At 61.4% G+C, this 25,634-nt stretch carries 22 protein-coding genes; 7 read left to right on the forward strand and 15 right to left on the reverse strand.

From position 1 onward, the window contains the following. Position 1: 1 nt before the first annotated feature. The 5 genes from EFB14_RS02775 to EFB14_RS02795 form a co-directional block, all read right to left on the reverse strand. On the reverse strand, positions 2-364 hold the full coding sequence (locus tag EFB14_RS02775; protein WP_125847514.1) for a HepT-like ribonuclease domain-containing protein: 363 nt from the start codon (positions 362-364) through the stop codon (positions 2-4). Beyond that, positions 361-861 (reverse strand): 2-oxo-4-hydroxy-4-carboxy-5-ureidoimidazoline decarboxylase, encoded by a 501-nt coding sequence (gene uraD / locus EFB14_RS02780; protein WP_126822486.1) that lies wholly within the window; start codon positions 859-861, stop codon positions 361-363. Before uraD ends, EFB14_RS02775 begins: the two co-directional genes overlap by 4 nt. Continuing rightward, positions 861-1,784 (reverse strand): allantoinase PuuE, encoded by a 924-nt coding sequence (gene puuE, locus EFB14_RS02785; protein WP_126822488.1) that lies wholly within the window; start codon positions 1,782-1,784, stop codon positions 861-863. Before puuE ends, uraD begins: the two co-directional genes overlap by 1 nt. A 113-nt stretch (positions 1,785-1,897) precedes the next feature. Then, the gene (locus tag EFB14_RS02790; protein ID WP_126822490.1) at positions 1,898-2,605 is read right to left on the reverse strand and encodes a DUF1045 domain-containing protein; all 708 of its coding nucleotides are present in this window, start codon (positions 2,603-2,605) and stop codon (positions 1,898-1,900) included. A 114-nt stretch (positions 2,606-2,719) separates the two neighbouring features. Beyond that, entirely contained in the window at positions 2,720-3,898 is a 1,179-nt protein-coding gene (locus EFB14_RS02795; RefSeq protein WP_126822492.1) for an NAD(P)/FAD-dependent oxidoreductase, read from the reverse strand. On the opposite strand from EFB14_RS02795, the gene mnmC2 reads away from it, so the two are divergent. Next, positions 3,897-4,625 carry a tRNA (5-methylaminomethyl-2-thiouridine)(34)-methyltransferase MnmC2 gene (gene mnmC2, locus EFB14_RS02800; protein WP_126822494.1) on the forward strand — a complete coding sequence of 243 codons (729 nt, stop codon included), beginning with the start codon at positions 3,897-3,899 and terminating at the stop codon, positions 4,623-4,625. The two genes, EFB14_RS02795 and mnmC2, sit on opposite strands and share 2 nt — an antisense overlap. A gap of 25 nt (positions 4,626-4,650) precedes the next feature. Here mnmC2 and EFB14_RS02805 read toward each other — a convergent pair whose 3' ends face one another. Continuing rightward, positions 4,651-8,070, reverse strand: coding sequence for a response regulator (locus EFB14_RS02805; RefSeq protein WP_126822496.1), 3,420 nt, complete (start codon positions 8,068-8,070; stop codon positions 4,651-4,653). 337 nt (positions 8,071-8,407) lie between these two features. On the opposite strand from EFB14_RS02805, the gene EFB14_RS02810 reads away from it, so the two are divergent. The 3 genes from EFB14_RS02810 to EFB14_RS02820 all read left to right on the forward strand — a co-directional run bounded on the left by EFB14_RS02810 (position 8,408) and on the right by EFB14_RS02820 (position 11,897). Continuing rightward, on the forward strand, positions 8,408-8,725 hold the full coding sequence (locus tag EFB14_RS02810) for a hypothetical protein (protein ID WP_125847527.1): 318 nt from the start codon (positions 8,408-8,410) through the stop codon (positions 8,723-8,725). A 71-nt stretch (positions 8,726-8,796) separates the two neighbouring features. After that, positions 8,797-9,900: a DNA alkylation repair protein gene (locus tag EFB14_RS02815; RefSeq protein WP_126822498.1), complete on the forward strand. Its 1,104-nt coding sequence runs from the start codon at positions 8,797-8,799 to the stop codon at positions 9,898-9,900. Between the two features lie 257 nt (positions 9,901-10,157). Beyond that, positions 10,158-11,897, forward strand: a complete 1,740-nt coding sequence (locus EFB14_RS02820) for a DEAD/DEAH box helicase (protein WP_126822621.1) — start codon at positions 10,158-10,160, stop codon at positions 11,895-11,897. 55 nt (positions 11,898-11,952) lie between these two features. On the opposite strand, the gene EFB14_RS02825 is transcribed toward EFB14_RS02820, so the two are convergent. Continuing rightward, entirely contained in the window at positions 11,953-12,855 is a 903-nt protein-coding gene (locus EFB14_RS02825) for a DMT family transporter (protein ID WP_126822500.1), read from the reverse strand. Positions 12,856-13,156: 301 nt separating this feature from the next. Between EFB14_RS02825 and EFB14_RS02830 the strand changes: the two genes are divergently transcribed. From EFB14_RS02830 to EFB14_RS02840, 3 genes are read left to right on the forward strand one after another with little or no spacing between them, the layout of a single operon-like run. Continuing rightward, entirely contained in the window at positions 13,157-14,566 is a 1,410-nt protein-coding gene (locus EFB14_RS02830) for a circularly permuted type 2 ATP-grasp protein (protein ID WP_126822502.1), read from the forward strand. Continuing rightward, positions 14,566-15,507 (forward strand): alpha-E domain-containing protein, encoded by a 942-nt coding sequence (locus EFB14_RS02835; RefSeq protein WP_126822504.1) that lies wholly within the window; start codon positions 14,566-14,568, stop codon positions 15,505-15,507. Before EFB14_RS02830 ends, EFB14_RS02835 begins: the two co-directional genes overlap by 1 nt. 12 nt (positions 15,508-15,519) lie before the next feature. Then, positions 15,520-16,344, forward strand: a complete 825-nt coding sequence (locus EFB14_RS02840) for a transglutaminase family protein (protein ID WP_126822506.1) — start codon at positions 15,520-15,522, stop codon at positions 16,342-16,344. 28 nt (positions 16,345-16,372) lie between these two features. On the opposite strand, the gene EFB14_RS02845 is transcribed toward EFB14_RS02840, so the two are convergent. From EFB14_RS02845 to chvE, 8 genes are all read right to left on the reverse strand, one after another. Further along, a complete protein-coding gene (locus EFB14_RS02845; protein WP_126822508.1) occupies positions 16,373-16,783 on the reverse strand; it encodes a type II toxin-antitoxin system VapC family toxin in 411 nt (136 codons plus the stop codon). Further along, on the reverse strand, positions 16,780-17,022 hold the full coding sequence (locus EFB14_RS02850; RefSeq protein WP_126822510.1) for a type II toxin-antitoxin system Phd/YefM family antitoxin: 243 nt from the start codon (positions 17,020-17,022) through the stop codon (positions 16,780-16,782). The genes EFB14_RS02845 and EFB14_RS02850 overlap by 4 nt, the downstream gene beginning before the upstream one ends. A gap of 132 nt (positions 17,023-17,154) precedes the next feature. Beyond that, on the reverse strand, positions 17,155-18,894 hold the full coding sequence (araD, locus tag EFB14_RS02855) for an L-arabinonate dehydratase (RefSeq protein ID WP_126822512.1): 1,740 nt from the start codon (positions 18,892-18,894) through the stop codon (positions 17,155-17,157). 62 nt (positions 18,895-18,956) lie between these two features. Further along, a complete protein-coding gene (locus EFB14_RS02860; RefSeq protein WP_125845350.1) occupies positions 18,957-20,390 on the reverse strand; it encodes an aldehyde dehydrogenase family protein in 1,434 nt (477 codons plus the stop codon). 68 nt (positions 20,391-20,458) lie between these two features. Further along, positions 20,459-21,454, reverse strand: a complete 996-nt coding sequence (gene araD1 / locus EFB14_RS02865; RefSeq protein ID WP_126822514.1) for an AraD1 family protein — start codon at positions 21,452-21,454, stop codon at positions 20,459-20,461. Positions 21,455-21,568: 114 nt separating this feature from the next. Next, positions 21,569-22,780: a multiple monosaccharide ABC transporter permease gene (mmsB, locus tag EFB14_RS02870; RefSeq protein ID WP_126822516.1), complete on the reverse strand. Its 1,212-nt coding sequence runs from the start codon at positions 22,778-22,780 to the stop codon at positions 21,569-21,571. Continuing rightward, complete coding sequence (mmsA, locus tag EFB14_RS02875) at positions 22,777-24,315, reverse strand: multiple monosaccharide ABC transporter ATP-binding protein (protein ID WP_125845347.1); 1,539 nt, start codon at positions 24,313-24,315, stop codon at positions 22,777-22,779. The genes mmsB and mmsA overlap by 4 nt, the downstream gene beginning before the upstream one ends. Before the next feature lie 93 nt (positions 24,316-24,408). Further along, positions 24,409-25,473 (reverse strand): multiple monosaccharide ABC transporter substrate-binding protein, encoded by a 1,065-nt coding sequence (gene chvE, locus EFB14_RS02880; protein ID WP_125845346.1) that lies wholly within the window; start codon positions 25,471-25,473, stop codon positions 24,409-24,411. Positions 25,474-25,634: the final 161 nt, after the last annotated feature.

Genomic DNA, 25,634 nt, shown 5'->3' on the forward strand with positions numbered 1-25,634 from the left:
TTCACTCGCCTTGGGCATGCCAGTAGCGGACGGTATCGATTGCGGAAAGAAGCTCCGGCAGCGTTCGATAAGTCGCCTCCCATATCTCCGATGGATTGAGATCGAAGACGTCTTCGAGGATACGGTTGCCCGTGCCGCAGATTTTCGTCCATGGCAGTGTGGGATGCTCGGTCGCAAATTCCGGATGTGTCACCAACAGGCGAGACGCTGCAGCACCGATGGTGAAATGGCAGAAGGCAACCGCCTTGAAGGTGAGCTTGTCGCCGGAAAACGCCGTCTCGTCCATTCCGCCGATGAAAGACAGCGCCTCTGATGCCGCTTCATACATTTCATTGAGATAGTCGATGGCGCGCCGCTCTTTCATTCAGCCTCCGGCAGCATTGATGTCAGGCGCAGCAGCGCGATCCGCTCGACCTGAGCAGCCGCGGTCGCGAATTCTTCGTCCCTGTTGTTGCCGATCCGCGCTTCGAAGGCCGACAGGATGTCGTCCTTGCCGAGCCCCTTGACGGCGATGATGAAGGGAAAGCCGAATTTTTCGACATAGGCCGAATTGAGTTCGGTGAAGCGGGCATGTTCCGCCGGGCTCAACCGGTCGAGCCCGGCGCCGGCCTGCTCCTTGCGGCTGTCCTCGGTGAGTTCGCCAGCGATTGCCAGGCGCCCGGCAAGATCGGGATGAGCCCGGAGCACGCCGAGGCGCTCCTCTCGGCCTGCCGCGCGGAAGACGGCGGCAAGGACCGCATGCACGCCTGATGCCGTCAGCGGTTCCTTCACGCTGCCGGCATCATAGGCGCGCTCGGCGATGAAAGGCGAATGTTCGAAGACGCCGCCGAAGCGGGAAACAAAATCCTCGCGCGACAGCATCAGAGCGCGTCCGGCTGATGGTGTTTGTGCCAATGCTCGGCGATCTCGATGCGACGCGGAATCCAGACCTTGTCGTGCTTCAGCACATATTCGATGAAGCGCTTCAGCGCCGCAGCACGGCCGGGGCGCCCGACGAGGCGGCAATGCAGGCCGATCGACATCATCTTCGGGCTGCCGTCCTTGCCCTCCTCATAGAGCGTGTCGAAAGCGTCCTTGAGGTAGGTGAAAAACTGGTCGCCTGAATTGAAGCCCTGCGGCGTCGCGAAACGCATGTCGTTGGTTTCGAGCGTGTAGGGGATGATCAGGAAAGGCTTCCCGTCGACGCCCTTCACCCAGTAAGGCAGGTCGTCGGCATAGGAATCGGAGGAGTAGAGGAAACCGCCCTCCTCCTGAACCAGCCGCAGCGTGTTGTCGGAAGGCTTGCCCTGGTACATGCCGTAAGGCCGCTCGCCGGTGAGTTCGGTATGCAGGCGCACGGCTTCGAGGATGTGCTTGCGCTCCAGATCCTCGGGAAAATCCTTGTATTCCAGCCAGCGGTAGCCGTGGCTGGCGATCTCCCAGCCGGCCTCCCTCATGGCGGCGACGGCCTCAGGGTTGCGGGCCATCGCCAGCGTCACCCCGTAAACGGTTGCCTGCACCTTGAGATCGGTGAACATCCGCCAGAGCCGCCAGAAACCGGCACGTGAACCATATTCGTAGATCGATTCCATGTTGAGGTTGCGCTGGCCCGGCCAGGCCGCCGCACCGACGATCTCCGACAGCAGGTTTTCGGAAGCCGAGTCGCCGTCGAGGATCGAGCTTTCGCCCCCCTCCTCGTAATTGATGACGAACTGCACGGCGATGCGTGCCTCGTCCGGCCATTTCGGATCGGGCGTCTGACGCCCATAGCCGACGAGATTGCGCGGATAAGTCTCGGATACCATCAAATCACCTTCTGAAAAGACGAGGAACGGTATCATCCGCAGCCGGAATGTCGAGACGGAAACTGCGCAACGGAATTTTACCGTTACGGAACAAATGCTTAGCGCGTTGATTTTCAGGCGATCTTGCGCGCGCTGACCTTGCCCATCGGATGCAGAGAATGAACGCGGAAGGGACCGCCGGTGCCTTCCTCGATCATCAGAGCCACGTTCGAAACCATGATCGGCTCTCTCAGCACAGGCTCGAAGATCGTCCGCAGCGCCGGCTCGATGCGCGGCATGTCGATCGCGTTGATGAGGCCCGTCACCGGCATGTGGAAGCGGAACTCCTCCATCACATAAGGATGGCCCCAGCGATGCAGATTGGCGAACTGCGCTGCCGACAACCCGTCCGGATCGCTGCGCTCGATGTCGGCTTCGCTGAGCGGCGCACGGAAACGGTCGAATTCCTGCACGATTGCCGAAGCGAGATACTGGATCTGCTCACACGGAATATTCGGCAGCAGGCTGTAGAAATTGCCGAGCCTGGCGACTTCGAGACGCGGCATCCGGAAGGGAAGGACGGTTCCGGAAAAACGCATAAGATCGCGCAGGAGTTGAGATTCCGACACATCGGGAGACAGGTAGAACGGCGCCTTCAAAACACCGTGAAAGCCATAGCGCCGCGGCACGGCGGTATGGAAGGCGATCTCGTGAATGCCGAGGCCGCGAACGGCCGGGGGCTCCGTCACATCGCCGGAAAACACGTTTCGGCCAAGCCAATTGGCGGCCACGAGCGACAGCGGGTCGCTCGCCGGAGGCGTGAAGCAAATGGCATAGCGCATGCAATTTCCTCCATCAAGGAAGTGAGCGCCATTTGGGTCAGGCGCTGTCGATGCGCTAGCAGATAGGTGATTTGCATGACAGAATAACGAAGCAGAGCAGCGAGAAATTCACGTTTAACGTGAAGCCGCCGCGATATGGCCTGAAATCGCGAAGCTTTCCGGCAGCAAAAATCTGCAATGTTCATCGCCTGCGATACAAACCGCCGCCTCCGCCAGGCGGTGCGCAAGGCCGAAGCTGACCTTGAAGCCGCCGGTGAGTGCGATCAGGCGCGAGTGATCGGGGTGGGAGCCGATCATCGGATCGCGGTCGATCGCCTTCGGGCGAAGCCCCGCCCATCGCTCGACGACAGGTGCGTTGCGAAGCGCCGGCACGATGTCGCGCGCCGCCTCGATCAGCGCGTCGAGCTGGGCATCGGTCGAAAAAGGATCGTCGAAACGGTTCTCGCTGGTGCTGCCGATCGCCGCATGTCCCCCCTCATGTGCGACGATATAGAGCCCGTCGAGGAAGATCGTCGGCAGCGTCGGGTCGATATCCGCTTTCAGCAGCGCCGCCTGTCCCTTCACCGGCTGGCCAAGCGGCTGTTTCAGCCCCGGCGTCAGATCCTGCAGCAGGGGAAAGGACTGATGACCGGCAGCCAGGATGCAGTGACGGAAAGCGATGAATTCGCCGCCGATCTCAGCCGTGCCCCGATCGGGATCGAGACCGGCGACGACAGCATGTTCCATGATGCGCACATGTTTTGCCCGCCGGAGGAAAGCGATCAGCACTGACATCAACGAGCGGGGCGCAACACGGCCGGCGAGCGTGTCATGCACGAAACCGCTCTCGCCGGCGGATGCCTCGACCCAACCGTCCACATCGGGCCTGTCGAGCACATGCCAGTGGAAGCGGCGCACGCCTGCCCGCCAATGGCGTTCGGCGTCTTCGGAATGGCCGCGGGCTATACGATTGAGATGCGGCCTTGGCAGCGGAATCAACCGCCCGGACCTGGCATAACCGGCGGAAAGCCCGGTCTCGGCTTCGAGTGCTGCAATATCTGCCTCGAGCGAAACCAGCGCATCGAACTGGAACTGCTTCTTCTCGGACCATCGGTCCGGCATATGCGGCATCAGCGCGCCGAGCAGGCCGCCGCTCGCGCCTCCCCCCAATCTGCTGGCGTCGGCGAGAATGGTGCTTATGCCGCGGCGCTCGGCATGGACGGCCGCCCAGAGGCCCATAATGCCGCCGCCGACGATCAGCAAGTCTGAGGATGATTGACCTGAGACCGGCTGAGGATTATCGGCTTTTCCCATGACAGAGGTAAATCCAGATCAGATTGGCGCAGGCGCGCCGCAGCCGCTCGAATGGCGCGACGGCGATATGCCTTATTCCACGGCCTTTGGCGACCATTTTTATTGCCAGACTGACGGGCGGCTGGAATGCGGCCACGTCTTCCTCGCCGGCAACGGCCTGCCGGAGCGCTGGAACGGTCGGCAGGGATTCGTGATCGGCGAACTCGGCTTCGGCACAGGCCTGAACTTCGCCGAGACCTGGCGGCAATGGAAGCTCCACCGCACGGGCGGCCAGCACCTGCATTTCATCTCCTTCGAACTCCATCCGATGCGCGGCGAAGAGATCGGCCGGGCCTTGTCGCACTGGCCGGAGATCGATGCCGAGCGCGAGGCGCTGACGGCGGCTTGGCCGCAGATGCCGACCGATACCGTCACGCTCGACCTCGATGCCCAGACCAGACTCAGCGTCGTCTGCGGCGCGGCGCTCGACGGCGTCGCGGCAACGGCACCCGGCTTCGACGCCTGGTATCTTGATGGTTTCGCGCCGTCGCGCAACGGCGACATGTGGTCGGAGGAACTGATGCGCCGCGTCGCCGAAAAGACTGCCGGCGGCGGCACCTTCGCCACCTATGCCGCGGCGGGCTTCGTACGCCGCAACCTCATCGCCACCGGTTTTACCGTCGAACGCCGCAAAGGCTTCGCCGGCAAGCGCGAAATGCTCTGCGGCGTCAAGCCACTCGCCCGGTAAGGTTTGCCGGCGTCATCGGCAAAGATCAGTAGCTGGTGCGCCCCGGCTGCTGCTCGTCCTTGCCCAGCCATTGCCGGATCTTCTCCTCCAGCAGTTCAGGGCTGATCGGCTTCGACATGTAGTCGTCCATGCCGGCGTCGAGGCAGAGTTCGCGGTCGCTTTCGAGGGCGTGGGCGGTGACGCCGATGATCGGCACGCGATGACCCTGCCCCTGTTCCCGTTTCCGGATCATTCGGGTCGCTTCATGGCCGTTCATGACGGGCATCGACACGTCCATCATGATGATGCGCGGCGTGTGCTGCTCCCAGGCGGCGACCGCCTGCTCGCCATTCTCGACGACGAGGAAGGAAAGGCCGGTCCCCTGCAGGATTTGCGTGAAGACGATCTGGTTGACTTCGTTGTCCTCGGCGACGAGCACATCGACGAATTCGGCCGCGCGCTTCTGCGGCACAGGTACAGGCGCTGGCGCCGGTACGGTCGTTTCCGCCTGCAGCCGGGCGATCTCGGCTTCCGAGGCCTGCTTGACGCGACGGGCGCGCACGACTTCGACGACGGTGTTGCGCAGCACATTGGCGCGCGCCGGCTTCATCAGATGCGCGTGGCCGTTCAGTGCGGCGAATTCCTTTTCCGTACCCGAAATATCCATCGACGTCAGGAAGATGATCGGCAGCTCGACGAAGCGGGGATCGGCGCGCAGCCGGCGCGCGACATCGGCGCCGTTCATATCCGGCATATGATAGTCGAGCACGACAGCGTCGACGGTGATGCCGAGATCGGCCGCAGCTTCCAGGATCGCAATGCCGGTGCCGCCGCCCTCGGCGGCCACGCCGTCGAAGCCCCAGAGCGAAAGCTGCTCGGTGAGGATGCGGCGGTTCACCTCGTTGTCGTCGACGACGAGGATGCGCGCGCCCTGAACGTTAATCGGCAGCGGCTTCGGCTCAAGGCGGGCGGCCGCCACCGCGAAGGGCAGGTTGACGGTGAAGACCGAACCTTTGCCCCATTCGCTATCGACATTGAGATAGCCGCCGAAAAGATCGACGAGGCCGGCGGTGATCGCAAGGCCGAGCCCCGTCCCCTCATGCCGGCGGGTCGAGGAGGCATCGACCTGCGAGAACTTGTCGAAGACCGATGCGAGCTTTTCGCTGGGAATGCCGATGCCGGTATCTTCGATGCGTATGCTCGCCATGATCTCGCCGCCGGCGATCGTCTCGAAGCCGACATCGACGAAGACATGGCCGCGCTCGGTGAATTTGACGGCGTTGCCGACCAGATTGGTCACGATCTGCCGGAAACGCCCTGCGTCTCCGATTACGGCGGCAGGCAGATCCGGTGCCGCCCGCACCAGAAGCTCGATATTCTTCTCGGCGGCATGCGAGGACAGGAGCGTCGCCACGTCCTCCACCGCTTCGGTGATATCGAAGGCGGCTTTCCGCAGCCTCATCTGCCCGGCATCGATCTTCGAGAAATCGAGGATGTCGTTGATAATAGTTAGCAGCGCATTGCCCGATTTGACGATGATATCGATGAAGGTCTTCTGGCGCGTGTCGAGATTGGTCTTGGCAAGCAGTTCCGCCATGCCAAGCACCCCGTTCATCGGCGTGCGGATTTCATGGCTCATATTGGCAAGGAATTCGGATTTGGCGCGGTCGGCCGCTTCGGCGCGCGACAGAAGCTCGCGCAGGTCCTCCTCGCGGCTCTTGAGTTCGGTGACGTCGGTGAAAAGCGCCACCCAGTGCTGTCCGCTGCTGACCGTTGCATCCATGTTCACCCAGCGCTCGCCGCCGACATGGAAGACGGTGGAAATCGGCTGCCTGGCCGCGATATTGGCGCGCCATTCCTGCAGGATCTCGTCCGCCGCATCGTGGAAATCGCCGCGCTCCGCGCAGAATTCGAACATGCCGAGCCAACCCTGACCGGGCTCGATATAGTGGGGTGGGATCTGCAGGATGTCGGCCATCGCCTCGTTGGACATCTTGATGACGCTGTCCTGGACGATGGCGATGCCCTGCGACATGGCATGTGTCGCATCGCGCATCATTTCGCCAAGCCGCTCGAGTGCGGCGCGCGTCTCGTGGATTTCCATTTCCCGCTCCCGCACCGCCGAGATGTCGGCATAGGTGAGCAGGATGCGATCGTTGGAGATGCGACGGCTGTCGAAGATCACAGATTTGCCGCCTGCCCAGCCGAGCTCGATCGGCTCGGGCTCTTCGGCCTCGAAGAGATGCTTGCGGAAGGCGTAGATTTCCTCCGGCGTCTGCGTGCCGTCGTAGCGTCCGAGCTCGTCGTTGCGGCGGATGACGTCAAGGAAAGGGCGGCCGTCGAAGCGATCGTCGAGCGGCAGTTCCCAGATGCTGTAGAATTCGTCGTTGACGTAGAGAATCTGGTGGTCGTTATCGAGGATCAGCACGCCGACCGGCAGCGACCGCAGGATGCTCTCGATATCCCGATGCAGTATTTCTTCCTGCTTGCGCGACTCAATCAGCGCCTTCTCGCGTTCCTTGAGGGGCGAGATGTCGGAGAAGGAGCCGACGACATAAGTTCGCCCCTCCGCCGTCATGACACGGTTGACGCGTGAGATGACCGGATAGATGTGGCCGCTCTGGCTCGGCATCTCGCTCTCGAGTTCCACCGATATGCCGTGCTTCAGCGCCAGCAGGTTTTCCTGGTAGATCGCCTCGCCACCTTCCGGCCCGAACATTTCATGTTCGGTCATTCCCAGATACTGGGAGCGGGAATTGCCGCTGAAGGTCTCATAATACTTGTTGGCATAGACCAGGCGGTGCTCGTCGTCGCGCACGAAGACTGCAACCGGCAGGTCTTCAAGCACAGTGCGCAGAACGTCGAGTTCATTGACGCTTTCGCCCCAGGCTGAATCGCCGGCGGCAGCAGGCTTCGCGCCGTTGCGATAGCTCGCATTGACGATCAGCGGGCGTCCGTCTTCCGCAAAAATGCCGATTGGATGATCGAGTTTTTCCAGCGCCTCACGCACGCGGGCGAAATCGGCGGCAATCCCAGGGTTGCTCACAATCCCAGGGTTGCTCGCAATCCCGGGGTTGTTAACAATCCCCTGGCCGCCGATGGCCAGGCGCGGCTGTTCGCGTAGTTCGAAAATGCCGAGCACATAGGCCCGATCCGGCGATGGAGAGAAGCTTTCGATCTGGATGCGCTCGTGATGGCGGCCTACGGCATCAAAGCAGATGGCGTTTTCCTCGGTGCCGAACACCAACGCGCGGCGTTCCTTGTCCTCGCGATCCTCCTCTTCGGGACGATCAAAGAGCTCGCGGCTCCGCCTGCCGATGAAATCGGAAATCTCGCGACCCAGGAAATCGGCATAGGCCTCGTTGACGGCGACATAGCGCAATTCGCTGTTCTTGACATAGGCCGGGGTGTCCAGATCAGCGATCCGGCGGCAAGCCAATTCCAGAAGTTCCCCGGCTGCTTTCAAGAAATTGTCGCTCCCGCAATAAATGAAATATCGACTACAAAGACCATAACGCCAAGGCTTTTAACAAAGTTTTAACCATAAATTTTGGTGGCGGAATTTTGCAAGCCGGCTTACCAAGCTGAAGATGTCTCACATTGACAGTCCGGGCTTGCACGAGCCTGAAAGGCCGGCGCAACCGGCGGAATCCCAGCTCCGACCTCATGCCCTTCTAAGCCGGCATCCGTTGAAATCATGACGAAAATTTAATGCGGGAAGCGCTTGCGCGGCCATCGCGCCGCCGCGATCCGGGCCGAGTCTCGACATGGCTTTATGGAAGCCACCATGAAAGGAAAATACCATGTCCGTTCTTCATAAGACCATGGCAACGGGCCTGATCGCGCTGACCTTTGCCGGCGCCTCGCTCGCCACTGCCACCACCGCCGATGCCCGTCCGCGCGACGCCTTCTGGGGCGGCCTTGCCGCCGGCGTCGTCGGCGGAGCCTTGCTGTCCGAGGCTGCCCGTCCCGCCTACCCCGTTTATCCTGCCTACCCCGCCTACCCCACGTATCGTGCATATCCGGTCTACCGGACCTATTACCGTCCGTCCTATTGCCATCTCGAATGGCGGCATGACGATTGGGGCGATCCCTACCGCGTCAAAGTCTGCACGGAATAGAGAAACCGCATCCGGCGCCGCTTGACCTCCCGGTGGCGCCGGGCCAATCCTCCCAAAGAAGGAGGATCAGCATGCCGGAACCGCTCAAGAACCTGCTGCACGAGGCGCTGGTCGGCGATATGGCCGATCACATTGCCGCCAACGCGCCGTCCTTCGATCGGGATCGTTTCGTAAATCTGGCGACCGACGGCCTCGCAGCCCTGGAGCTGATGGAGCGCTCATCCCTGATCCGTGACGCGCTGTTTGCCACGTTTCCCGATGATTTTCCCGAGGCAGCCGCCATTCTCAAGGCAAGCTTGCCTGTCGCCGGCAAGCCCGGGCTTTCCGGCTGGATGCTGCTGCCGGTCAACCAGTTCATCGCCGCCCGCGGCCCCGATCATTTCGATCTCGGTCTTGATCTCCTCAAGGCGCTGACGCCGCATTTCACGGCCGAATATGGCATCCGCCCCTTCATCCATCGCGACCAGCAGCGTGCGCTTGCCATCATCTCCGGCTGGGTCGGCGATCCCGACCGGCATGTGCGCCGGCTGGCAAGCGAGGGAACGCGACCGCGCCTGCCCTGGGCCATGCGCCTGCCGCAGCTTGTGAAGGACCCGGCGCCGATCCTGCCCATCCTGACCGCGTTGATGGATGATCCGGAAGATTACGTGCGCCGCTCCGTCGCCAACAGCCTGAACGACATCGCCAAGGATCATCCGGATCTGGTGGCCGCCTTCATCGGCGGCCACATCGAGAGCGCCTCCCCCGAACGCCGCTGGCTGCTGAAGCACGCCTCGCGCACGCTTCTGAAGAAAGGACACGCGCGGGCTCTTGCCAATTTCGGCTTCGGCGCGGCTGCTTCGCTCGCATGCGAACTGCGGCTTGCGAAGGACGAAGTGCTCTTCGGCGAAGGGCTGGATTTCGAAATCCGCGTGACGAATGCCGGCGAGACCACGCAATCGTTGATGATCGATTACGCCATCCACCACGTGAAGGCTGACGGCTCGCTTTCGCCCAAGGTCTTCAAATGCAAGACGATCTCGCTAGCGCCCGGCCAAAACCATGCAATCGAGCGCCGCCACGCCATGCGGCCGATCACGACACGGCGCTATTATCCAGGCGAGCACCGCATCGCCATCCTCGTCAACGGCGCGGAAAGCGCATCGCAAAGCTTCGTGCTTGTCATGCCCAACTAAATTCCACCGGAGGCTTTCTTGTGCACTGCACTTGACTTTCCACGCGAACTGGCCCAAATGCAGCTCAGCTTTCACCCTTCCGGCCGCCGCGTGAGCGTGCCCCTGCTAGAAAATACGGACGCAGGAAGAAGGGACAAAAGCGCAATTCGATAGAGCGCCGCACTCCCAAGAGCGGCCAGAAGCGCTGGAAAGCTTTTTCCAACTCACAAGTTCCCACTTCACGCGGGGTTCTTGACGCCAGAATGAAACCGGATCGCATGGTGCGTTCCGGCGATAGTCATTGTGGCGCCCCGAAAGGTTATACCTTGACTAATTTTGAATCGCTTGGTGTCTCCAAGCCGATCGTCGCCACTTTGTTCCAGCTCGGCATCGAAACGCCGACGCCGATCCAGGAACAGGCCATTCCTCTCCTCCTCGAAGGCCGCGACCTGATCGGCCTTGCCCAGACCGGCACCGGCAAAACCGCCGCCTTCGGCCTGCCGCTCATCGAAAAGCTGCTTGCCGACGAGCGCCGCCCCGACAACCGCACGACGCGGACGCTGATCCTCGCACCGACCCGCGAACTGGTGAACCAGATCGCCGATAACCTGAAGAAGTTCATCCGCAAGTCGCCGCTGCGCATCAATGTCGTCGTCGGCGGCGTTTCGATCAACAAGCAGCAGCTGCAGCTCGAAAAGGGCACCGACGTCCTCGTCGCAACACCCGGCCGCCTGCTCGACCTCGTCAATCGCCGCGCGATCACGCTGACCACGGTCCGCTATCTCGTGCTTGACGAAGCCGACCAGATGCTCGATCTCGGCTTCGTGCACGATCTGCGCAAGATCGCCAAGCTGGTGCCGAAGAAGCGCCAGACCATGCTCTTTTCGGCCACCATGCCGAAGGCGATCGCCGATCTCGCCGGCGAATATCTCGTCGATCCCGTCAAGGTCGAAGTCACGCCTCCGGGCAAGGCTGCCGACAAGGTCGAGCAGTATGTCCATTTCGTCGGCGGCAAGAACGACAAGACGGAACTGCTCCGCAAGTCGCTGACAGAGAACCCCGATGGCCGTGCCATCGTCTTCCTGCGCACCAAGCACGGTGCCGAGAAGCTGATGAAGCATCTCGAAAACATCGGCTATTCCGTCGCCTCGATCCACGGCAACAAGAGCCAGGGCCAGCGCGAACGGGCGCTGAAGGCCTTCCGTGACGGCAGCATCAAGACGCTGATCGCGACCGACGTCGCCGCCCGCGGCATCGACATCCCGGCCGTCAGCCACGTCTACAACTACGATCTGCCTGAAGTGCCCGACGCCTATGTCCACCGCATCGGCCGCACGGCGCGTGCCGGCCGCGACGGCATCGCCATTGCCTTCTGCGCCCCCGACGAAGCCAGGCTGCTGCGTGACATCGAGCGCCTGATGGGTATCGACATCACGGTCGCCAGCGGCGAAGCACCGGCCAATATCAGCGGCGGCGGCCCCCGTCGCGGCAACGGCAATGGCAACAACCGCAACCGTGGCGGCGGCCAGGGTCGCGAAGGTAATGGTCGCGGCGAAGGCCGGGGCGAGCAGAACCGCTCCGAGCATCGCGGCAACCGCCAGGAACGCCGCCCGCGCCGTGAAGGCGAAGGTAGCGAAGTCCGCGCCGGCGGCGAGGAGCGCCACGAGCGTCGTCCACGTCCCGAGCGCACCGCCCGCAACGAGGATTTCCGCGGCCAGCGCCGCGGCGAAGCGACCCCGAATCTTGGCCCCGACAACGACCTGGTCTCGACCTCCGACTTCCGCCCCTCGGCAAAGCCGCAGCGTCCTGCGCATCAAGGCTCCCATGCCAATGGCGAACCGAGCGGCCATCACCGCGGCAATAACCGTCATGCCCACGGCCGCCCGGCCCGCAAGCATGGCGAAGATCGCGGCCCGCAGCAGGCCCAGGGCGGCGAACCACGCCGCGAGGGCAACGGCGGCAACCGCCGCGGTGGCTCCGGCTCCCGCAATGGTGGCCAGCGCCGCGAACGCGCCTGATCATCGATCGACTGAAAATCAGAAAGGCCGGGTTCTCCCCGGCCTTTTTTATTGCCTACGCCTCAACCGGCGTCTGCCGCTCGGCCGCCCTGCGGTTCGTCAGATAGACGCCCGTCACGACAACCGCGGTACCAACCATCAAGGGCAGGGTCAGCGGCTCCCCGAAGGCGATGAAAGCCTCGAGGGCGACCGCCGGCGGCATCAGGTAGATGAGCGAGGCGGCGCGGGAAACCTGGCCCCGGCGGATAAGGTAAAGCAGCAATCCGACGCCGCCCATCGACAGGCCGAAGACCGACCAGATCAGCGCGCCATAGGCCCGGGCTGTGCCGTCGAAATGCTGGCGCTCGAAGATCAGCGACAGCGGCAGGGTCAGAATCAGCGCACCGACATATTGCAGCGTCGCGATGGTTCTAAGGTCACCGGATTGCAGATGTTTCTTCTGATAGAGCGTGCCGTAGGTGACGGACCCCATGGCGACGAGATTGATCGCCAGCGGCAGGGCGGCATGGGCGAGATCGGCGGTCGCCGGACCGAAGAGCTTCGGCGAAATGGCAACGGCGATGCCGACGAAGCCGAGCGCCAGGCCGAGCTGCTGCGTCTTCTGCAACCGCTCGCCGACGAGAAAGGGCGCCGCCATCGCGGTCAAAAGCGGCTGCAGCGCCGCGATGATGCCTGATATGCCGGCCGGCACGCCATTGGCGATTGCCCACCAGAGGCCGGCGAGATAGAAACCGTGCAGGAAGAAGCCGGAATAGATGGCGCGGAGCCACGTCGCCCGGCTTTTCGGCCATTGCGCCCGCATCACCAGGCAGAGGGCCAGGAATGCCGAGGCCGACAGCCCATAGCGTATCGAAAGAAAGGTGAAGGGCTCGGAATGCAGCGCGGCATATTTCGCCACCACCCAGCCCGTGGACCAGAGGAAAACGAAAACGGCAGGGGCAAAGCGGTCAAGGGACATGGGCAGCTCGGGGAACAAGGAGTTGCCCGTGCTGATAGCGGCACCAGGTGGCCGCAGTCAAAGGCGAAGCGCTGATGCTTATTTGAAATTTCGCTGATGGATCCAGACCGAAAAACAATCAGGTGCTCATTTTTTACGCAGACTCTGCGGAGCGCACGTCCGACACATCGCGCTGCACCACTTCAAATGCCCGGATTTTCATCCCTTTCCCGCACCGCAAAATCTTTTCCTCGAACTGCGCATGGTTCTTGCATTGCAATTTGCGTTGTATTCAAATGAACAAAAAAGGGGAGCCGCACCTTTGGCATTTGATGAAATGATAACTGGGGACGAAAGTTCTCGCCCGCCTTATGAAAAATATTTTGAGTGGTACAACAACCAAGACAGGGCGCATCTGATTGCCAAGTCCCGCGATGCGGAGAACATCTTCCGGAAGACCGGCATCACTTTCGCGGTCTACGGCCACGCCGACAGTTCCGAAAAACTCATTCCCTTCGACATCATTCCCCGCATCATCTCCGCCCGTGAATGGCGCAAGCTCGCCCAGGGCATCGAGCAGCGGGTGATAGCGCTCAATGCCTTTCTGGACGACATCTACCACAAGCAGGAGATCATCCGCGCCGGTCGCGTTCCGCGCGAGCTGATCGAGAATAACGTCACCTTCCTGTCCGAGATGATCGGCTTCCGCCCGCCCGGCGGCGTCTATACCCATATCGTCGGTACCGACATCGTGCGTACCGGCGAGGACCAGTTCTACGTGCTGGAAGATAATGCCCGCACACCCTCCGGCGTCAGCTACATGCTGGAAAACCGGGAAACCATGATGCAGATGTTCCCGGAGCTCTTCCATGAGAACAAGGTGCAGCGCGTCGAGGACTATCCCTACCTGCTGCGCCAGAGCCTTGCCTCGCTCGCCCCACCCGGCTGCGCCGGCAAGCCGCGCGTCGCGGTGCTGACGCCCGGCATCTACAATTCGGCCTATTACGAACATTCCTTCCTCGCCGACATGATGGGCGTCGAGCTGGTCGAGGGCTCGGATCTGCGCGTCATCGACGGCAAGGTGAAGATGCGCACGACCCGCGGCTACGAGGCGATCGACGTGCTCTACCGCCGCGTCGACGACGATTTCCTTGACCCCTTGACGTTCCGGGCCGATTCCGCGCTCGGCATCCCCGGCATCATGGATGTCTACCGTTCCGGCAACATCACCATCGCCAATGCGCCGGGCACCGGCATCTGCGACGACAAGGCGATCTACTCCTATATGCCGGAGATCGTCGAATTCTATACCGGCCGCAAGGCCTTGCTCGAAAACGTGCCGACCTGGCGCTGCTCGGAAGCATCAAGCCTGAAATACGTGCTGGAGCATCTGGAAGAACTGGTGGTCAAGGAAGTGCACGGTTCCGGCGGCTACGGCATGCTTGTGGGACCGACGGCATCGAAGAAGGAGCGCGCAGATTTCGCCGAGAAGCTGAAGGCGAAGCCGAACAATTACATCGCCCAGCCGACACTGTCGCTTTCCACCGTGCCGATCCTCGTCAACAAGGGGATTGCGCCGCGCCATGTCGACCTTCGCCCCTATGTGCTGGTGTCGGACAAGGTCCAGATCATTCCGGGCGGGCTCACCCGCGTGGCGCTGAAGCAGGGCTCGCTGGTGGTCAACTCAAGCCAGGGCGGCGGCACCAAAGACACTTGGGTATTGGAGGACTGATGCTCGGAAGAACAGCAAACGGCCTCTACTGGATGTTTCGATACATCGAGCGCGCCGAAAATATTGCCCGGCTGATCGATGCGGGGCTGCGCATGTCGCTGACCCGCAGCAGCGCAGGCGACGACAACTGGGACGGCGTGCTGCAAAGTGCCGGCGTGCGCGAAGCCTATGACGAGGGCCACGCAAAGCTGACCAACGCCGATGCGATCGACTATCTCCTGCGCGATCGCGCCAATCCGTCGAGCGTCATGTCCTGCATCGACTCCGGCCGCAACAATGCCCGCATGGTGCGCACCGCGCTGACACGCGAGACCTGGGAAGCGACCAACGAATGCTGGATCGAGCTGAAAGCGCTGCTCGAAAAGCGCGTGAAGGCCGCCGACCTGCCGGAGGTGATCGACGTCATCAAGCGCCGCGCCGGCCTCATCCGCGGCGCCTTCCATGGTTCGACGCTGCGCAACGAGCTTTATAATTTTGCCCGCATCGGCACCTTCATCGAGCGGGCCGACAATACGAGCCGCATCCTCGACGTGAAATATTACGTGCTGCTGCCCTCGGTCTCGGCGGTCGGCTCGTCGCTCGACAACGTGCAATGGGAATCGATCCTGCGCTCGGTCTCCGCGCACCGCGCCTACAGCTGGGCCTATGACGGCGAATACCGGGCGATGAACATCGCCGATTTCCTGACCCTCAATGTGCAGATGCCGCGTTCGCTTGCCTATTGCTACGAGAAGATCGTCAGCAATCTCGGCTACCTCGCCCAGGATTACGAGGAGCGGCTTCCCGCCCACGATACTGCGGATGCGATCCGCACCACACTGCAGACGCGGGCGATCCGGGATATCATGGATCAGGGCCTGCATGAGTTCCTGGAGGATTTCGTCGCGCGCAACAACAAGCTCGGTGCGGAAATTTCCGACGGCTACCGGTTCTATGTTTAGGTGGATGACACAATGAGACTGAAAATCAGCCACCTCACCGAATACCGCTACGACGAACCCACGCACTTCTCCCTGCAACGGCTGCGGCTGACGCCGCCGACGACATCGGGCCAGAAGGTCATCGGCTGGTCGCTGAAGGTCGAAGGCGCCACACCCGAAGTGGAATATGACGACCAGTACGGCAACCACGTCAACCTGGTCTCGCTGGAAGGCAAGCAGGACGTCACGCGCATCCTCGCGGAAGGCGAGGTCGAGACGGAGGATCGCAACGGTGTCACCGGCCCGCATACCGGCTTTTGCCCGCTTTGGCTTTTCCTGCGCGACACGCCGCTGACCAAAGCCGGCAAGCTGGTGAAGGAACTGGCCAAGAGCATCAGCGGCGAGAACGAACTCGCGCGCATGCATGCGCTGATGGCTGCAATCCACGAGGCGGTGGACTATAGGCCCGGCACCAGCAACACCGAGACGACAGCGGAACAGGCGCTGGAGAAGAAGAGCGGCGTCTGCCAGGACCACGCGCATATCTTCGTTGCCGCCGCCCGCGCCTTGCAGGTACCGGCACGTTATGTCTCGGGCTATCTGATGATGGAAGAGAAGGTCGAACAGGCGGCGACCCATGCCTGGGCCGAAGCCCATATTCCCGGCCTCGGCTGGGTGGGCTTCGATCCGGCCAACGATATCTGCCCGGATGCGCGCTACATCAGGCTCGCCTCCGGCCTCTGCTACCGCGACGCCGCGCCGATTTCAGGCATGCGCATCGGCACGCCGGGCGAAACGCTGTCGGTCACCGTGAAGGTAGAGGACAGCGGCCAGATGCAAAGCCAGAGCCAGAGCTGAGCGACATCTCAAGCTACCCAGCCATCGCTTAGCCCGCCGCAAGAACTTGGAGATGGCCGCGTGCACCATAGCTGAGGATCGCCTGATCGGCGGTAAGCAATGGTACGCGATGAAAACGGGCCGTAGCGGCAATGATTCGATCGGCGGGATCGGCATGAAACTCGCCTGGTAGCCGGACGCTGTCTATCGCGATGGAAGGCTCGATTGGTGCGAGCTGAAGTCCGGGCAGCGATAATGCATCATCGATCCATCGCCCGACATCGTCGCCGAGCGCCAGGCGCCCCTTCTGTACGAGCATCGCGATTTCCCAAGGTGTGATCGCCGAAATCAGAATCCGGCTTTTCTCGGTCATCTCGTCGATGACGCGCCGGGCTTGTGAACCCAGGCGTGCATCGTCCTGCATTGCCCAGACGAGGATATGGGTATCGATGACGATCACCGGAGGGCGTCCCAATCCTCCGGCTCAACGGCCGGAGACAGCGGATCGTCATAGCGCAATACGCTACCCCTCATCGCGCCGATGATACTCTTGCGCTCGGTTGTGTTACGCGCGGGCGACAGCACGGCAACTGGCTTGCCGCGCTTGGTGATGACGATCGATTCATCATCGTTCCGCATTTGATCGATGAGATTCAGGCATTTCGCCTTGAATTCCGCCGCGCCGACCACTTTAGACATGACTACTTCTCCTGTACACTTGTACAAGATATAGCACTATTTCCTCGTTGAACAAGTTTGAGCGCTGACCAGTTCAACAAAAAGGCGGGCAAAAGCCCGCCTCTTCTTCAATTCCGGATCGGTACGCTCCGCTTAGTGGCTGTCCTTGCCGACAGCATTTCCGCGGCATCCCTTGAGGAAGTCGAGGTCGGCGCCGGTATCGGCTCCTTCGACATGCTGCTGATGCAGGAAGGCATAACCGGACTTGGGCAGATCATGGTTCGGCTGCCATTCGGCGAGACGCCGCGCCAGCTCTTCGTCCGAGATGTCGAGATGCAGACGACGGTTCGGCACGTCAAGCTCGATCATGTCGCCATTCTTCACGACCGCCAACGGTCCGCCGACTGCTGCTTCCGGAGAGGTATGCAGCACGACCGTGCCGTAAGCCGTTCCAGACATGCGGGCGTCGGAAATGCGCACCATATCCAGGATGCCCTTCTTCAGCACCTTGGGCGGCAGCCCCATGTTGCCGACTTCGGCCATGCCGGGATAGCCCTTCGGGCCGCAATTCTTCATGACCATGACGCAGGTCTCGTCGATGTCGAGATTGTCGTCGTTGATCTTGGCCTTGTAGTCGTCGATATCCTCGAACACGACGGCCCTGCCCCGGTGCACCAGGAGATGCGGCGAAGCCGCCGAAGGCTTCAGGACCGCGCCCTTCGGCGCGAGATTGCCGCGCAGCACGACGATGCCGCCCGAAGACGTCAGCGCCTTTTCAGCGGGCAGGATGACGTCCTCGTTCCAGTTGATGACCTCCTTGACCTCGTCCCAGACGGTTTCGCCGGAGACCGTCAGCGCATCCTTGTGCAGAAGCCCAGCCTCGCCGAGGCGCTTCAGCACGACAGGCAGGCCACCGGCATAGAAGAACTCTTCCATCAGGTATTTGCCCGACGGCATCAGGTTGACGATTGTCGGAACGTCGCGACCGCAGCGGTCCCAATCGTCAAGCGAAAGATCGATGCCGACGCGACCCGCGATGGCGAGAAGGTGGATGACGGCGTTCGTCGATCCGCCGATGGCCGCATTGGTACGGATGGCGTTTTCGAAGGCCTGCTTCGTCATGATGTCGGAAGGCTTCAGGTCATCCTTGACCATCTGCACGATCCGGCGGCCGGTCAGCTGCGCCATCACCTTGCGGCGGGAATCGACGCCCGGGATCGCGGCGTTGCCTGACAGTGCCATGCCGAGCGCCTCAGCCATGGAAGCCATGGTGGAGGCAGTGCCCATGGTGTTGCAGGTGCCCGACGAGCGGCTCATCGAAGCTTCCGCCTCGAGGAACTCGGCCTGCGTCATCTCGCCGGCCTTCACCATTTCGGAGAACTTCCACAGATGCGTGCCGGAACCGACGCGTTCGCCACGGAAATAGCCGTTCAGCATCGGACCGCCAGTGACGACGATCGACGGCAGGTCGCAGGAGGCAGCGCCCATCAGCAGCGACGGCGTGGTCTTGTCACAGCCGACGAGAAGAACGCAGCCGTCCATCGGCTGGCCGCGGATCGCTTCTTCGACCGCGAGAGCGGCGAGGTTGCGATACATCATCGCGGTCGGGCGGAAGGTATTTTCGGATGCCGAGAACACCGGCACTTCGAGCGGGAAGCCGCCGGCCTCCCATACGCCTGCCTTCACCTTTTCGGCGAGTTCTCTGAGATGCCCGTTGCACGGGGTCATATCCGACCAGGTGTTGAGGATGCCGATCACCGGGCGACCGTCGAACAGGTCGTGCGGATATCCCTGGTTCTTAAGCCAGCCGCGGTGATAGATCACGTCGCGGCTCGTGCCGCCGTACCATTCCTGCGATCTCAGCCTGCGCGGCCATTCCGCTTTCTTTTTCATAATCTCTGTCCTTCAGGATACCCCCGGACCGCCTCGTACGGCCCGGGTCATCTCGCTCTGTCTCAAGCCAGCGTGTAGGCCGTCTTGACGGTTGTGTAGAACTCGGCAGCGTACTTGCCCTGTTCGCGCGGACCGTAGGACGAACCCTTGCGGCCGCCGAACGGCACGTGGAAATCGACGCCTGCTGTCGGCAGGTTGACCATGACCATGCCGGCTTCCGAATTGCGCTTGAAGTGCGTCGCATGTTTCAGGCTTGTTGTGGCGATGCCGGCCGAAAGGCCGAATGGCGTATCGTTGGCGATGGCAAGCGCCTCATCGTAATCCTTCGCCCGGATCACCGAGACCACAGGTCCGAAGATCTCCTCGCGCGAAATGCGCATCTGGTTGGTCGCTTCGGTGAACAACGTCGGCTGCAGGTAGAAGCCGGGCGTGTCGCGGGAAACGAGCTCGCCGCCGAAGGCAAGCTTGGCGCCTTCCTTTTTGCCGATCTCGATATAGTCGGTGTCGGTCTTCAGCTGCCGCTCATCGACGACGGGGCCGATATGCGTGCCGGCCTTCAGCGCGTTGTCAACGACGAGCGTCTTCAGCTTGTCCGTCAGAGCCGCAACGAACTTGTCGTGGATGCCTTCGGTAACGATCAGGCGCGACGATGCGGTGCAGCGCTGGCCTGTGGAGAAAAAGCCGGAATTGGCGGCTGCCTCGACGGCGACGTTGAGATCGGCATCGTCGAGCACGACCATCGGGTTCTTGCCGCCCATTTCCAGCTGGAACTTGCGGTTATGCTCGATGGAGGCGGCGGCGACACGCCGGCCGGTGCCGGTGGAACCGGTAAACGTGATGCCGTGAACATCGGGGCTTTCGAGCATGGCCTGGCCGACAACCGAGCCCTTGCCCATCACGAGGTTCAAGACGCCCTTCGGCAGCCCTGCCCTGTTGAGGATATCGACGATCGCCCAGGAACAGGCGGGCACCAGTTCGGCCGGCTTGAAGACGATGGTATTACCATAGCAGAGCGCCGGCGCGATCTTCCAGGCGGGAATGGCGATCGGGAAGTTCCACGGCGTGATGATGCCGATGACGCCGAGCGCCTCGCGGGTGATCTCGACGCCGATGTTCGGACGAACCGACGGGATGACCTCGCCGGCGAGCCGCAGCGCTTCACCAGCGAAGAATTCGAAGATCTGCGATGCGCGGATGACTTCGCCGGTTGCCTCGGGCAGCGTCTTGCCTTCCTCACGGGCGAGCAGCGCCCCGAGTTCGTCCTTGCGCGCCATGATCTCGTCGCCGGTCTTCTTCAGAATGACGTGGCGTTCCCAGATGCCCGAGCGCGACCAGGCCGGAAAGGCGGCCTTGGCGGCGGCAATGGCGTTTTTCGTGTCTTCAGCGCTGCCATCGGCATAGAGGCCGACGACCTCGTTCGTATCCGACGGGTTGATGTTCTTCGTCGCGTTCGAGCCGACCCATTCGCCGGCGATCAGGTTTTGATAAATGGTCATGGGCTCAACAAGCCTCCTTTACCGTTTACATCACGGCCCGGCCGCGGTCGCAGCCAGGCCTCGAAAAATCAGAGCTGCTTGACGGCAATCTCTTCTTCGGCGGCCACCTTCAGCGGATTGCGGAGCGGCAGGCCGAATTCGGCGACTTCGATCTCGAAGACATCGCCTTCTTCGGCCTTGATGCCGTCGGCAAAGGAAAGGGTCGCCGTGCCGAACATATGGACATGAACATCTCCCGGCGCACGGAAGAGGTCATATTTAAAGTGGTGATATTCCAGATTGGCGAATGTGTGCGACATGTTCGCCTCACCCGACAGGAACGGCTTCTCGAAGATCACCTTGTCGCCGCGCTTGATGCGCGAGGTGCCGCGAATATCGTCAGGCGCTGCGCCGACGCGGATTTCAGGTCCGAAGCTTGCCGGGCGCAGCTTCGAATGGGCGAGATAGAGATAGTTGATCCGCTCGGTGACGTGATCGGAAAATTCGTTCGACAGCGCAAAGCCGATGCGGAAGGGCGTGCCGTCCTTGGCGATCACGTAGATGCCGGCCATTTCAGGCTCTTCGCCGCCATCGAGCGCGAAGGAAGGCGAGACGAGCGGCGCGCCGGGGGCTGCGGCGCCATGGCCGTTGCCCTTGTAGAACCATTCGGGCTGCACGCCCTTTTCGCCAGCCTTTGGCTTGCCGTTCTCCAGGCCCATCTTGAACATCTTCATCGAGTCGGTCAGCGTTTCCTCGGCCGCCTCGGTGGTCTTCTTATGCATGGAATCGCGGGTGGCGGCGGAGCCGAGATGCGTCAGGCCGGTGCCGGTCAGATGCAGGTGAGCCGCATCGGGATGGGTGATCGGCGGAAGGAAGCGGCCTTCCGCATAGGCCTTTTCAAGATCGACGGCATCGCCGTAACCATGGGCTTCGATGACCGAGGCAAGCGACTTGCCGCCGTCCGCCGCTTCCATCGCCAGCGCATAGACGCTGCCGGCATTCTTGACCGACTTGGCGGCGCCGCCCTGCTCGCGCACGGCGACGACGATCTCTCCGTTAGCACCCTTGATTTGCGAAATAAGCACGTCTTCAATCCTTCTCGTTTCAGCGAAGACAGGAAAAGCTCCGCCTGTCCGGCTCCATCAGGAGCCGGAATCCATCTTTCATCTGACTGCGAATGCCTGGCTGCGCTTTGAAGCTCAGCCCTTGTTCTTGTTGTAAACGTCGAAGAACACGGCTGCGAGAAGCACGGCGCCCTTCACCATCTGCTGCGAGTCAGTGCCAAGGCCGTGGATCGACATGCCATTGTTCATGATACCCATGATCAGAGCGCCGATGACAGCTCCGGTCACCTTGCCGACGCCGCCCTGGGCGGATGCGCCGCCGATGAAGCAGGCCGCGATCACGTCGAGTTCAAGACCGAAGCCGCCCTTGGCCGTCGCCGAGTTGAGACGCAGCGCAACGATAAGACCGGCCAATCCGGCGAGCAGGCCCATGTTCGCAAAGGTCAGGAACGTCAGCCGTTCGGTGTTGATACCGGAAAGCTTCGTCGCCTTCTCATTGCCGCCCATGGCGTAGATGCGCCGACCGATCGTCGTGCGGCGGGTAATGAAGGCATAGGCAGCCACCAGGACCAGCATGACGACGAGCACGTTCGGGAAGCCGCGATAGACCGACAACTGAAGACCCAGGCCAAGAATGGCGATCGTGACGATGGCGTTCTGGACGAGGAAGAAGCCCATAGGCTCGACGTCATTGCCGTGCTTCTCGTTCGACAGGCGCTTGCGCCATGCCATATAGAAGAGGGTTACGGCGCCGATAACGGTCAGGATGATCGAGGTCGAGTTGATGCCGCCCATATCGAAGAGGTTCGGCAGGAAGCCGATGCTGATCAGCTGGAACTCCGGCGGGAAGGGACCGATGCTGGTGCCGGTTCCCGATGCCGTCATGACGAACAGCGTCAGCCCGCGGAAAACAAGCATGCCGGCCAGCGTCACGATGAAGGACGGAATCTTGTGATAGGCGACGAAATAGCCCTGGACGCCGCCGACGAGCGCGCCGAGAGCAAGGCAGATGATACCCGCCAGGATATAATTGGTGTGCCATTGCACCGTCATCACGCCGGCGATGGCGCCGATGAAGCCGACAACGGACCCGACCGAAAGATCGATATGGCCGGCGACGATGACCAGCAGCATGCCGAGCGCCATGATGACGATGAACGAGTTCTGCAGAATGATGTTGGTCAGGTTGAGCGGCTTGAAGAGAACGCCACCAGTCGAGAACTGGAAGAACACCATGATCGCGATGAGCGCGATAAACATGCCGTATTCACGGATGTTGCCGCGAACGTAGTCTCCGATCGAGACGACACGCCCTTGCTCAGCGATGGGTTGATTGATCGGTGTCATTGCTTCTTCTCCCCTGAGCGCATGATAGCGCGCATGATGGTTTCCTGGCTTGCTTCTCCCTTCGGCAGTTCAGCGACGATGCGTCCTTCGTTCATCACGTAGATGCGGTCACAAGTGCCAAGCAGTTCGGGCATTTCCGATGAGATCATCAGAACGCCCTTTCCATCGGCGGCAAGCTGGTTGATGATAGTATAGATTTCGTATTTTGCGCCAACGTCGATGCCGCGCGTCGGCTCGTCGAGGATCAAAACATCCGGATTGGAGAACAGCCACTTCGACAGCACCACCTTCTGCTGGTTGCCGCCGGAAAGATTGACCGTTTCTTGGAAGATGCTGGAAGAGCGAATGCGCAACTTCGACCGATAGTCGGTCGCAACCCGCGATTCCTTGACACTGTCGATAACGGAGGCATTCGACACCGCCTTCAAATTGACCAGTGTCGTATTGTGCAGGATCGTATCGTTGAGCACGAGGCCAAGCTGCTTGCGGTCTTCGGTGACGTAGGCAAGACCTGCGTCAATCGCCCTGCGCACGGTGCTGACATCGACCGGCTTGCCGTGCATCAGCACCTCGCCGGAAACCTTGTGGCCATAGGCCTTGCCGAAGAGGCTCATGGCGAATTCGGTGCGCCCTGCCCCCATCAGACCGGCGATACCGACGACTTCGCCCTTGCGGACGGTGACGTTGATATTGTGCAGGACCTGACGGTCGCGGTGCTGCTGGTGGTAGGCGTTCCAGTTCTTCACTTCGAGAATGGTTTCGCCGATCGGCACCGAGCGCGGCGGATAGCGGTCTTCGAGATCGCGGCCGACCATGTTGCGGATGATGATGTCTTCGCTGATCTCGTCCGCATGACAGTCGAGCGTCTTGACGGTCATGCCGTCGCGCAGGACCGTGATCTGGTCGGCGACCTTGCGGATCTCGTTCAGCTTGTGGGAAATGATGATCGAGGTGATGCCCTGCTTGCGGAACTCCATGAGCAGCGTGAGCAGAGCGTCGGAATCGCTTTCGTTGAGCGAGGCCGTCGGCTCGTCGAGGATGAGCAGTTTCACGCTCTTCGACAGCGCCTTGGCGATCTCGACGAGCTGCTGCTTGCCGACGCCGATGTCGGTCACGAGCGTGTTCGGAGATTCCTGCAGGCCGACCTTCTTGAGCAGCTGCTTCGTGCGGTTGAACGTCTCGTCCCAGCTGATGACGCCGCTCTTGGCATTCTCGTTGCCGAGGAAGATGTTTTCCCCGATCGACAGCAAGGGCACGAGCGCCAGTTCCTGGTGGATGATGACGATGCCGATTTCTTCGGAGTCCTTCAGGGCCTTGAAGTTGCGCGTCTCGCCTTCATAGACGATGTCGCCTTCATAGCTTCCGGTGGGATAGACGCCCGATAGCACTTTCATCAGGGTCGATTTGCCGGCCCCGTTTTCGCCCACCACTGCGTGGATCTCACCCTGGCGAACCTTGAGGTTCACGTTCTCCAGCGCCTTGACGCCCGGGAACGTCTTGGTGATGCTCCGCATTTCAAGGATGGTATTGTCCATAGTCAAAGTTCCAGCGCCTCCGGCCGTCAAGCGGCCGGGCGATCATAAAATCGAAGACCGGAACCCGCAAGCGCGGGTTCCGGCCATCTCGTATTACTTCAGCTTGTCTTCGGTGTAGTAACCGCCGTCGACGAGGATCTGCTTGTAGTTGGTCTTGTCGACAGCAACCGGCTTCAGCAGATAGGACGGAACGACCTTGACGCCGTTGTCGTAGGTCTTCGTGTCGTTGACCTCAGGCTCCTTGCCGGACATGACGGCATCGACCATGGCAACAGTGACCTTGGCGAGTTCGCGGGTGTCCTTGAAGATCGTCGAGTGCTGTTCGCCAGCAATGATCGACTTGACCGACGGAACTTCAGCGTCCTGACCGGTGACGATCGGCAGCGGCTGGGCCGCAGTACCGTAACCAACACCCTTCAGCGACGAGATGATGCCGATCGACAGACCGTCGTAGGGAGACAGGACGGCATCGACCTTGGCGTCGGTGTAGTTGGCCGAGAGCAGGTTGTCCATGCGGGCCTGGGCCGTTGCCGGATCCCAACGCAGCGTGCCGACCTTGTCCATGCCGGTCTGGCCGGACTTCACGACGAGCTTGCCCGAGTCGATGTACGGCTGCAGGACGGACATTGCGCCATCATAGAAGAAGAAGGCGTTGTTGTCGTCCGGCGAACCGCCGAAGAGTTCGATGTTGAACGGACCCTTGCCATCCTTGAGGCCGAGGCCGTCAACGATGGAGCCGGCCTGCAGAACGCCGACCTGGAAGTTGTCGAAGGTCGCGTAGTAGTCGACGTTGCCCGAATTGCGGATCAGACGGTCGTAAGCGATGACCTTGATGCCGGCATCATGTGCCTTCTGGAGAACGTCGGAAAGCGTGGTGCCGTCGATCGAAGCGATGACGAGAACCTTGACGCCCTTCGTGACCATGTTTTCGATCTGCGAAAGCTGGTTCGGAATGTCGTCGTCGCCATACTGCAGGTCAGTGCCGTAACCGGCAGCCTGGAGCTGCTTGACGATGTTGTTGCCGTCGTCGATCCAGCGGGCAGAAGCCTTGGTCGGCATGGCAATGCCGACGGTGCCCTTATCCGCGGCCAGAGCCGGTGCAACGAACGAAGCGACGCCGAAAGCAGCCGCGGCCATCAATGAGATAATGGATTTCATTTCTCTCTCCCTTGTTAATAGAGCAGCGGACGAAAAATCGCCCGCCCCGAAACTGTGGCAGGTTCCGTATTGGATAGTTACTTCAGATGGTGAGAAACGAAGTAGGTCTCCTCCACGATCTCACACGTGTTGAGTGCCAACCAGCACACGGCGGCAAACTG

This window comes from Rhizobium fabae (assembly GCF_003985135.1).
GTDB classification, from domain to species: Bacteria; Pseudomonadota; Alphaproteobacteria; order Rhizobiales; family Rhizobiaceae; genus Rhizobium; species Rhizobium pisi.